General features: G+C 71.0%; 7 protein-coding genes. 1 reads left to right on the top strand and 6 read right to left on the bottom strand.

Going from position 1 to position 9,016, the window contains the following annotated elements; genetic code table 11:
• Nucleotides 1–95: 95 nt before the first annotated feature.
• Together ACFE67_RS12430 and ACFE67_RS12425 are read right to left on the bottom strand one after the other, a co-directional pair.
• Nucleotides 96–464 carry a HesB/IscA family protein gene (locus ACFE67_RS12430; protein ID WP_375407192.1) on the bottom strand — a complete coding sequence of 123 codons (369 nt, stop codon included), beginning with the start codon at nt 462–464 and terminating at the stop codon, nt 96–98.
• 49 nt (nt 465–513) lie between these two features.
• A complete protein-coding gene (locus ACFE67_RS12425; RefSeq protein WP_375407191.1) occupies nt 514–1,920 on the bottom strand; it encodes a M20/M25/M40 family metallo-hydrolase in 1,407 nt (468 codons plus the stop codon).
• Between the two features lie 38 nt (nt 1,921–1,958).
• Here ACFE67_RS12425 and ACFE67_RS12420 point away from each other — a divergent pair, with 38 nt between their 5' ends.
• Nucleotides 1,959–2,522, top strand: a complete 564-nt coding sequence (locus tag ACFE67_RS12420) for a DUF3043 domain-containing protein (protein WP_375407190.1) — start codon at nt 1,959–1,961, stop codon at nt 2,520–2,522.
• Between the two features lie 21 nt (nt 2,523–2,543).
• Here ACFE67_RS12420 and ACFE67_RS12415 read toward each other — a convergent pair whose 3' ends face one another.
• The 4 genes from ACFE67_RS12415 to dnaE all read right to left on the bottom strand — a co-directional run.
• A complete protein-coding gene (locus ACFE67_RS12415; protein ID WP_375407193.1) occupies nt 2,544–3,566 on the bottom strand; it encodes a quinone-dependent dihydroorotate dehydrogenase in 1,023 nt (340 codons plus the stop codon).
• Between the two features lie 14 nt (nt 3,567–3,580).
• Nucleotides 3,581–4,060 (bottom strand): transcriptional regulator NrdR, encoded by a 480-nt coding sequence (nrdR, locus tag ACFE67_RS12410; protein WP_375407189.1) that lies wholly within the window; start codon nt 4,058–4,060, stop codon nt 3,581–3,583.
• Nucleotides 4,061–4,134: 74 nt separating this feature from the next.
• Nucleotides 4,135–5,454 carry a histidinol dehydrogenase gene (hisD, locus tag ACFE67_RS12405; RefSeq protein WP_375407188.1) on the bottom strand — a complete coding sequence of 440 codons (1,320 nt, stop codon included), beginning with the start codon at nt 5,452–5,454 and terminating at the stop codon, nt 4,135–4,137.
• A gap of 79 nt (nt 5,455–5,533) precedes the next feature.
• A partial coding sequence (dnaE, locus tag ACFE67_RS12400; RefSeq protein ID WP_375407187.1) for a DNA polymerase III subunit alpha occupies nt 5,534–9,016 on the bottom strand: 3,483 nt, incomplete at its 5' end.

Below are 9,016 nucleotides of genomic sequence, written 5' to 3'. Positions count from 1 at the left end.
ACCGGCCACCCGCCCGCCGTCAGCCGAAGCGCCGTCCAGGCGCGCCGGTACGGCAGCCGCGCCGCAGCGGCGGCGGCGGCGGCGCGGCAATCAACTCAGTGGAAGCTGTCGCCGCAGGCGCAGGAGCCCTGCGCGTTGGGGTTGTCGATGGTGAAGCCCTGCTTCTGGATGGTGTCCTCGAAGTCGACGGTGGCGCCGTCGAGGTAGGGGACGCTCATGCGGTCGACGACGACCTCGACGCCGTCGAAGCCGACGGTCGCGTCGCCGTCGAGCAGACGCTCGTCGAAGTAGAGCTGATAGATGAGGCCGGAGCAGCCGCCGGGCTGCACGGCGAGACGCAGGCGCAGGTCGTCACGACCCTCCTGCTCGAGGAGGCTCTTCACCTTGCCGGCTGCGGTCGGCGTGAGCTGCACGCCGTGCGCGGTGTCGATCGGGGTGGTGCCGAGGGTCGCGGTGTCGGTCATGCGTCGATGCTAGACGCGTACGTGCGGGATCGTGCGCTTCCGCCCCGTCTCAGCCCGCGCGTCGCGAGAGGCGGGCGAGCAGCAGCGCCTCCGCCGTGATCGCCTTGCGCAGGACGCCGAGGTCCTGCGACTCGTTCGGCGAGTGGGCCCGGGTGTCGGGGTCCTCGACGCCGGTGATGAGGATCTCCGCGGCCGGGAACCGTTCGGTGAGCGTGCTGATGAACGGGATCGAGCCGCCGATGCCGGTCAGCTCGGGCTCGGCGCCCCAGCCGTCCGCGAGCGCGGCTCGGGCGGCTGCGGCGGCCCAGCCGGACTGGTCGACGAGGAAGGGGTCGCCTAGGTCGACGTCGGTGATGCCGAGGTGGGCACCGAACGGCAGGTGCTCGCGCAGGTGGCGTTCGAGCGCTGCGAACGCCTCCTCCGCGCCCTGGCCGGGTGCGACGCGGCAGCTGATCCGGACGCGGACGGACGGCAGGAGCGTGTTGGACGCATTCAGCACGTCGGTCACGTCGATGCCGGTGACGGTGATCGAGGGCCCGTACCAGAGACGGTCGGCGATGGTGCCGCGTCCGATCGGGCGGACGCCCGGGAGCAGCGCCGCGTCGGCGACGAGCTGCGCGATGCTCGGACCGGCCGGGCTCCCGGCCGGCGGGCGGGCGGTGGTGAGCCCGGCGACGGCGACGGCGCCGTCCGCATCCCAGAGCGAGTCGAGCAGACGGACTGCCGCGAGCACCGCGTCGGGCGCGGCGCCGCCGAACATCCCGGAGTGGCTGGCGTGGTCGAGCGTCGCGATCTCGAGCACCGCGGTGACGTTCCCGCGCAGCGACGACGTCAGCGCCGGCACGGTCGTGCTGACGTTGTCCGAGTCGGCGACGACGATGACGTCCGCGTCGAGCAGGTCGTGGTTCGCGGCGAGGAACGCGTCGAAGGACCGGGAACCGGCCTCCTCCTCCCCCTCCACGAAGATCGCGATACCGACCTCGAGCGCATCGCCGAGTGCTTCGAACGCGGCCGTCACGGCGGCGACGTGGGTGACGACGCCCGCCTTGTCGTCGGAGGCACCGCGGCCGTGGAGGCGCTCGCCGACGAGGGTCGGCTCGAACGGCGGCGTGTCCCACAGCTCGGGCCGGCCGGCCGGCTGGACGTCGTGGTGCGCGTACAGCAGGACGGTCGGGCGACCGGGTGCGGCGCTCCGGCGCGCGACGATCGCGGGCGAGCCGAGCGCGGTGCCGCCCTCAGTCGCGTACTCGGCCCGGCGGACGTCGACGAGGTCGAAGGCACCGGTGTCCTGCAGCAGCTGCGCGACCGCGTCCGCACTGGAGGTCAGCGGCTCGTCCGGGAACCCGGGGAACGCGACGGAGGGGATGCGCACCAGACGCCCGAGCACGCCGACCGCGGCGGGGAACCCGGCGGCGACGGCATCCAGGACAGGTTGCTCCGCGGGTTCGACCGGCATGCCGGTAACCTTAGGAGGCGGCTGCGGAGGAGACCCACATGGCGAAGAAGACGGTGGAGGCACCTCCCGAGCCGGAGGTGCTCGTGAACGGCAAGGGTCGCGCGACCCCGTCCCGGCGCGAACGGGAGGCCGCGAACCGACGCCCGATCGTGGTCGCCGACCGGAAGGCGGCACGGCGGCAGTCGAGGACGCGGGAGTCCGAGTACCGCGAGCGGGCCCGCATCGGGCTCGCGAACGGCGAGGAGCGCTACCTGCCGGCCCGCGACAAGGGGCCGCAGCGCAAGTTCGCGCGCGACTGGGTCGACTCGCAGTGGACGATCGGCGAGTTCCTCATCCCGGTCTTCGTGCTGTTCTTCGTCGCGACGCTGCTGATCCCGGCGGCGACCTGGCTGTTCTTCCCGCTCTACGGCTACCTGGCGCTGACGATCGCCGACGGTCTGTTCCGCGCGGCCGTCATCCGCCGCCGGATCGCGCAGAAACTCGGCGACAAGACGAAGGTGGAGCGCGGACTGAACCTCTACGTCGTGATGCGCTCGGCGCAGTTCCGCAACCTGCGGGTGCCGAAGCCGACCGTCAAGCGCAACACCCGCGTCGAGTTCTGAGGTTCGTCCGGTCCCGACCGGTCAGACGTGCCCGAGGTCCGCGGCCCAGCCGGGACCGCGGTAGAGGAACGCCGTGTAGCCCTGCACGAGGTCGGCGCCCGCTGCGAGACGGGCGCGGACGTCCGCGGCGGTCGCCACCCCGCCGACGCTGATCACGCAGGCGTCCGGCGGCAGCGCCTCGCGCATCAGGCGGAGCACCTCGAGGGACCTGACCGCGACCGGCGGCCCCGACAGGCCTCCCGCGCCCATCGCCTCCACCCGCTCCGCCGGTGTCCTCAGGCCGTCGCGGCGGCTCGTGGTGTTGGTCGCCACGACGCCGGCGAGGCCGAGGCGGCCGACGAGGGATCCGATGTGGCCGACCGCGTCGTCCTCGAGGTCGGGCGCGATCTTGACCAGCAGGGGCGTGTCCCCTGCCTCGGCCAGCACCGCGGCGAGCAGCGGCTCGAGCAGGTCCAGCTGCTGCAGGCCACGCAGGCCGGGCGTGTTCGGCGATGAGACGTTCACGACGAGGTAGTCCGCGAGGGGGGCGAGCGTCGCGGCGCTGAAGCGGTAGTCCTCGATCGCGTCATCGACGGCGGTGACGCGGCTCTTGCCGATGTTGACACCGACGACGGGCAGTCCGCCGCGGCGCCGCAGGCGCTTCAGGCGGGCGGCGACGACAGCGGCGCCGTCGTTGTTGAAGCCCATCCGGTTGATCAGCGCCCCGTCGGCGGGCAGGCGGAAGAGCCGCGGCTTCGGATTGCCGGGCTGCGGCTTCGCGGTGATCGTGCCGATCTCGACGTGCCCGAAGCCCAGCGCGGCGAGCCCGCGAAGGCCGACCGCGTTCTTGTCGAAGCCGGCGGCGAGACCGAACGGCGTCGGGAACACCAGCCCCATCGTGCGGACCCGCGCGCTGCCGTGGAGGGTCGCGGAGCGGACGACGTCCGCGACGACGGGCGCCGCCCCCAACCCGCGGATCGCGAGCATCGCCGCGTGGTGGGCGGTCTCGGGCGGCAGCCGCATCAGCACGACGCGGAACAGGGCGCGGTAGACCCGCTCGACGATGCCCACGCGAGCGGTCAGGCGCCCGTCGCGGAGGAGTCCTGCTTCGACGCCGCCTCGACGCGCAGGAGCGTGATGGCTCCCTCGAAATCCTCCAGCGAGGTGAAGCCCTGGTAGACGCTCGCGAACCGCAGGTACGCCACCTCGTCGAGCTCGCGCAGCGGCGGCAGCACGGCGAGACCGATGTCGTTGGCCTCGACCTGGCTCGCGCCCGTCGCGCGGATCGCCTCCTCCACCCGCTGGGCGAGCAGCGCGAGGTCGGAGTCGGTGACCGGACGCCCCTGGCATGCCTTGCGGACACCGGAGACGACCTTCTCGCGGCTGAACGGTTCGAGCACGCCGTTGCGCTTGATCACCGACAGGCTCGCGGTCTCCGCCGTGGAGAAGCGTCGGCCGCAGTTCGGGCACTGCCGGCGCCGGCGGATGGCGAGGCCGTCGTCGCTCACGCGGGAGTCGACGACCCTGGTGTCCGGGTGACGGCAGAACGGGCAATGCATCTCGGGGAAACCCTACCCGTGGGGCGTATCGAATGACAGCGGTGTGATTCGCGGGCGATCAGGCCCTGCGCCGGTCAGGAGCTGTGCAGATCGGAGAACCTGGCATCGACGGCGTCGCCGTGCGCGGGTAGCCCCTCCGCGTCAGCCAGCGCGCGGACGACGGGCTGCGCCGCGCGGAGCGCGTCGAGGGAGTAGTCGACGACCTGCTGCTGCCGGAGGAACGGGCGGACGGAGAGGCCTGCTGCGAAGCGCGCGGTGCCGCCGGTCGGTAGCACGTGGTTCGAGCCGGCGGCGTAGTCGCCGAGGCTCACCGGGGATCCGGGTCCGACGAAGACCGCGCCGGCCTCCGTCAGGTCCGCGACGAGCGGCCACGGGTCCGCGGTCTGCACCTCGAGGTGCTCGGGTGCGTAGGCGTTGCTCACCGCGACGGCCGCCGCGAGGTCGTCGACGAGCACGATGCCGGACTGCTGGGCCGTGAGGGAGGTGCGGACGCGCTCCGCGTGGAAGGTCACGGCGGCGCGCCGCTCGACCGCAGCATCGACCGCGGCAGCGAGATCCTCGGAGTCCGTGACGAGCACGGCTGCGGCGAGCACGTCGTGCTCGGCCTGGCTGATCAGGTCGGCGGCGACGAGCTCCGGGTCGGCGGACGCGTCGGCGATCACGAGGATCTCCGTGGGGCCCGCCTCCGAGTCGATGCCGACGAGGCCCGCGACCGCGCGCTTGGCGGCGGCGACGAACACGTTGCCCGGACCGGTGACCACGTCCACCCGGTCGAGACCGATCCCGGGTACGCCGTGCGCGAAGGCGCCGATCGCGCCGGCGCCGCCCATGACGTAGACCTCGTGCACGCCGAGCAGGCCGGCCGCGCCGAGGATCACCGGGTCCGCGCGGCCGCCGTGCGCCCGCTGGGCGGGTGTCGCCACCGCGATCCCGCGGACGCCGGCCACCTGGGCCGGGACGACGTTCATGACGACGCTGGACGCGAGCACCGCACGGCCGCCCGGCACGTAGAGCCCGACGCGTCGGACGGGCAGCCAGCGCTGACGGATCGCAGCCCCGTCGCCCAGGTGGGTCGTGACCGGCTCGGAGAGCTGCGCGCGACTCGCGGCCCGGACGCGTTCGATCGTGATCTCGAGTGCGGAGCGGATCGCGGGCGACAGTGCGCGCTCGGCGAGCTCGATCTGCTCGACGGGCACGCGGACGACCGGCGGCCGACCGCCGTCGAAGCGGTCGGCCTGCTCGAGCAGCGCCGCTTCACCCCGCACGCGGACGTCCTCGATCAGGGCGAGCACGTCCCCCTGCACCGACGACGGATCGGATGCGGGGCGCGGCAGCGCAGCGAGGATCGTCGTGGCGTCGAGCTCGCTCCCCCGCAGGTCGATGGTTCGAAGCACGGTCGACGAGCCTATCGGGGCTTCGTTTTGACGGTGGTTCCGCGCCTCCGGCCGGGAAACCACCTTCAACGAAGGAGGGTCAGACGCAGGCGGGGCCCAGGAGGCTCTTCAGCTCGCCGTAGAGGTCCGCGGTGACCCGGACCGGGAACGGGATCTCGAAGACCCGCGCGGTCTCGCCCTTCGTGAGCCGGAGGCGGACCTCCGTCTCCCCCGTGTTGCGGATGAGGACATCGGACAGCGACTTGACTGTCGCGGTCGTCGCCCGCGAGTCGGGCAGCGTGATCATGAGCGGTCCGGTGGTGCCGCTCGTCCCGAGGTCCGGCATCATCACGCTGTTCGCGTGGATGTTCATCCCGTCGTCGCGGGCGGAGACCCGGCCGCGCACGACCACGACGCTGTCCGCGACGAGGGTCGGCGCGAACTCCTGGTACGCCTTGCCCAGGAACATCACGCTGACCGTGCCACCGAAGTCCTCGATCTGCACGATGCCGTACTGGTTGCCGGAGTTGCGGGCGACGCGGTGCTGCACCTCCGTGACCAGGCCTGCGAGCGTCACCTGCTCGCCGTCGGGCGGGGTCTCGAGTGCGAGCAGGTCCCCGATCGGGATCGAGGCGTGCTTCGCGAGCACCGCCTCCAGCCCGGCGAGCGGGTGGTCGGAGACGTACAGGCCGAGCATCTCCCGCTCGAAGGCGAGCTTCTGCTTCTTCGACCACTCGGGCTTCGGCGGGACCTGGGACGTCTCCTGCGGCTCGTCGAACAGGCTGTCGAAGTCGAACCCGAAATCGCCGACCGCCTCCGCCCGCTTGTCCTTGATCACGAGGTCGACCGCACCCTCGTGGATCTCGAGCAGGGCGCGACGCGTGGACCCGAGCGAGTCGAACGCCCCGGCCTTGATCAGGGACTCGACGGTGCGCTTGTTCGCGACGCCGAGCGGCACCTTGCGGAGGAAGTCGTGGAACGAGGTGAAGCGCCCCTGCTCCTGGCGCGCCGCGATGATCTGCGCGACGACGGCGAATCCGACGTTGCGGATGGCGCCCATGCCGAACCGGATGTCCTCGCCGACGGCGGCGAAGAACCCGATCGACTCGTTCACGTCGGGCGGCAGCACGCGGATCCCCATCCTGCGGCACTCGTTCAGATAGACCGCGAGCTTGTCGCGAGCGTCGCCGACGGAGGTGAGCAGCGCGGCCATGTACTCGGCCGGGTAGTGCGCCTTCAGGTACGCGGTCCAGTAGGACAGCACGCCGTATGCGGCCGAGTGCGCCTTGTTGAAGGCGTAGTCCGAGAACGGCAGCAGGATTCCCCACAGCGTGTCGACGGCCTCGTCGGAGTACCCGCGCTCGTTCATGCCGGCCTTGAAGCCGGCGAACTGCTTGTCCAGCTCGGATTTCTTCTTCTTGCCCATCGCGCGACGGAGGATGTCCGCCTGACCGAGGCTGAAGCCGGCGAGTTTCTGCGCGATCGCCATGACCTGCTCCTGGTACACGATCAGGCCGTAGGTCTGGCCGAGCACGTCCTGCAGCGGCTCCGCCAGCTCGGGATGGATCGGGACGATCTCCTGCAGCTTGTTCTTGCGGAGCGCGTAGTTGGTGTGGGAGTTCGCGCCCATCGGGCCCGGCCGGTAGAGCGCACCGACCGCGGAGATGTCCTCGAAGTTGTCCGGCTTCATCAGGCGCAGCAGCGATCGCATCGGCCCGCCGTCGAACTGGAACACCCCGAGCGTGTCACCTGCGGCGAGCAGCCGGTAGGTGTCGGGGTCGGTCAGCGGTAGGTCCTCGAGCACGGGCCGATGACCGCGGTTCGCCGCGATGTTGTCGAGGGCGTCCTCGATGATCGTCAGGTTCCGAAGGCCCAGGAAGTCCATCTTGATCAGCCCGAGCGACTCGCACGCCGGGTAGTCGAACTGCGTGACGATCTGCCCGTCCTGCTCACGCCGCTGGATCGGGATGACGTCGGTCAGCGGCACGCTGGACATGATCACGCCGCACGCGTGGACGCCCCACTGCCGCTTGAGCCCCTCGAGCCCGAGCGCGGTGTCGAAGACCGTCTTCGCCTCCGGGTCCATCTCGATGACGGCCCGGATGTCGCCGGCCTCCTTGTACCGCTTGTCGGTCGAGTCGAAGATGCCGGACAGCGAGATGTCCTTGCCCATGATCGCGGGCGGCATCGCCTTGGTGAGCTTCTCCCCCATCCCGAACGGGAAGCCGAGGACGCGACCGGAGTCCTTCAGCGCCTGCTTGGCCTTGATGGTGCCGTAGGTGACGATCTGGCTGACCCGGTCGTCGCCGTACTTGTCGGTGACGTACTTCAGCACCTCGTCGCGGCGACGCTCGTCGAAGTCGACGTCGAAGTCGGGCATCGAGACGCGGTCGGGGTTCAGGAACCGCTCGAAGATCAGCCCGTGCACCAGCGGGTCCAGGTCGGTGATCCGCATCGCGTACGCCGCCATCGAGCCGGCGCCCGAGCCGCGGCCGGGACCGACGCGGATGCCGTGGTTCTTCGACCAGTTGATGAAGTCGGCCACGACCAGGAAGTAGCCCGGGAAGCCCATCTGCAGGATGACCGATTTCTCGTACTCGGCCTGGTTGCGGACCTTCTCGGGCACGCCGCCGGGGTAGCGCACCTCGAGGCCGCGGTCGACCTCCTTGATGAACCAGGAGTCCTCGGTCTCCCCCTCCGGCACCGGGAAGTGCGGCATGTAGTTCGCGGTCGTGTCGAACTCGATCTCGCACCGCTCGGCGATGACGAGGGTGTTGTCGCACGCCTCGGGCAGCTCGCGGAAGATCCGGCGCATCTCGGCGGCGGACTTCAGGTAGTACTCGTCGCCGTCGAACTTGAAGCGGTTCGGGTCGTCGAGCGTGGAGCCGGACTGGACGCAGAGCAGCGCGGCATGGCTCGTCGCGTCCTCGGCGTGGGTGTAGTGCAGGTCGTTCGTGGCCACGAGCGGCAGCGAGAGCTCCTTCGCCAGCCGCAGCAGGTCCTGCTGCACCCGGCGCTCGACGCCGATGCCGTGGTCCATCAGCTCGACGAAGAAGTTCTCCTTCCCGAAGATGTCGCGGAACTCCGCGGCGGCCGCGACCGCCGCGTCCCACTGCCCGAGCCGGAGGCGCGTCTGCACCTCACCGCCGGGGCAGCCGGTGGTGGCGATCAGGCCCTCGTGGTGCTCGTGCAGCAGCTCGCGGTCCATGCGGGGCTTGAAGTAGTAGCCCTCGATGGAGGCGCGGGACGACAGCTTGAAGAGGTTGTGCAGGCCCTGCGTGCTCTCTGCGAGCAAGGTCATGTGCGTGTAGGCGCCGGAGCCCGAGACGTCGTCACCGCCGCCGTCGCCCCAGCGGATGCGGGTCTTGTCCGACCGGTGCGTACCCGGCGTCAGGTACGCCTCGGTGCCGATGATCGCCTTGACGCCGTGGAACTTCGACTGCTTCCAGAAGTCGAACGCGCCGAACGTGTTGCCGTGGTCGGTGATCGCGAGCGCGGGCATGCCCTGCTTCGCGGCCTCGGCGAGCATGTCGCCGAGGCGCGCGGCACCGTCGAGCATCGAGTACTCGGAGTGCACGTGGAG

This window comes from uncultured Amnibacterium sp. (genome assembly GCF_964244015.1).
In the GTDB taxonomy this organism is placed as follows: domain Bacteria; phylum Actinomycetota; class Actinomycetes; order Actinomycetales; family Microbacteriaceae; genus Amnibacterium.
The sequence above is the reverse complement of the archived record's forward strand: the minus strand, read 5'-3'. Positions and strand labels throughout refer to the sequence as shown.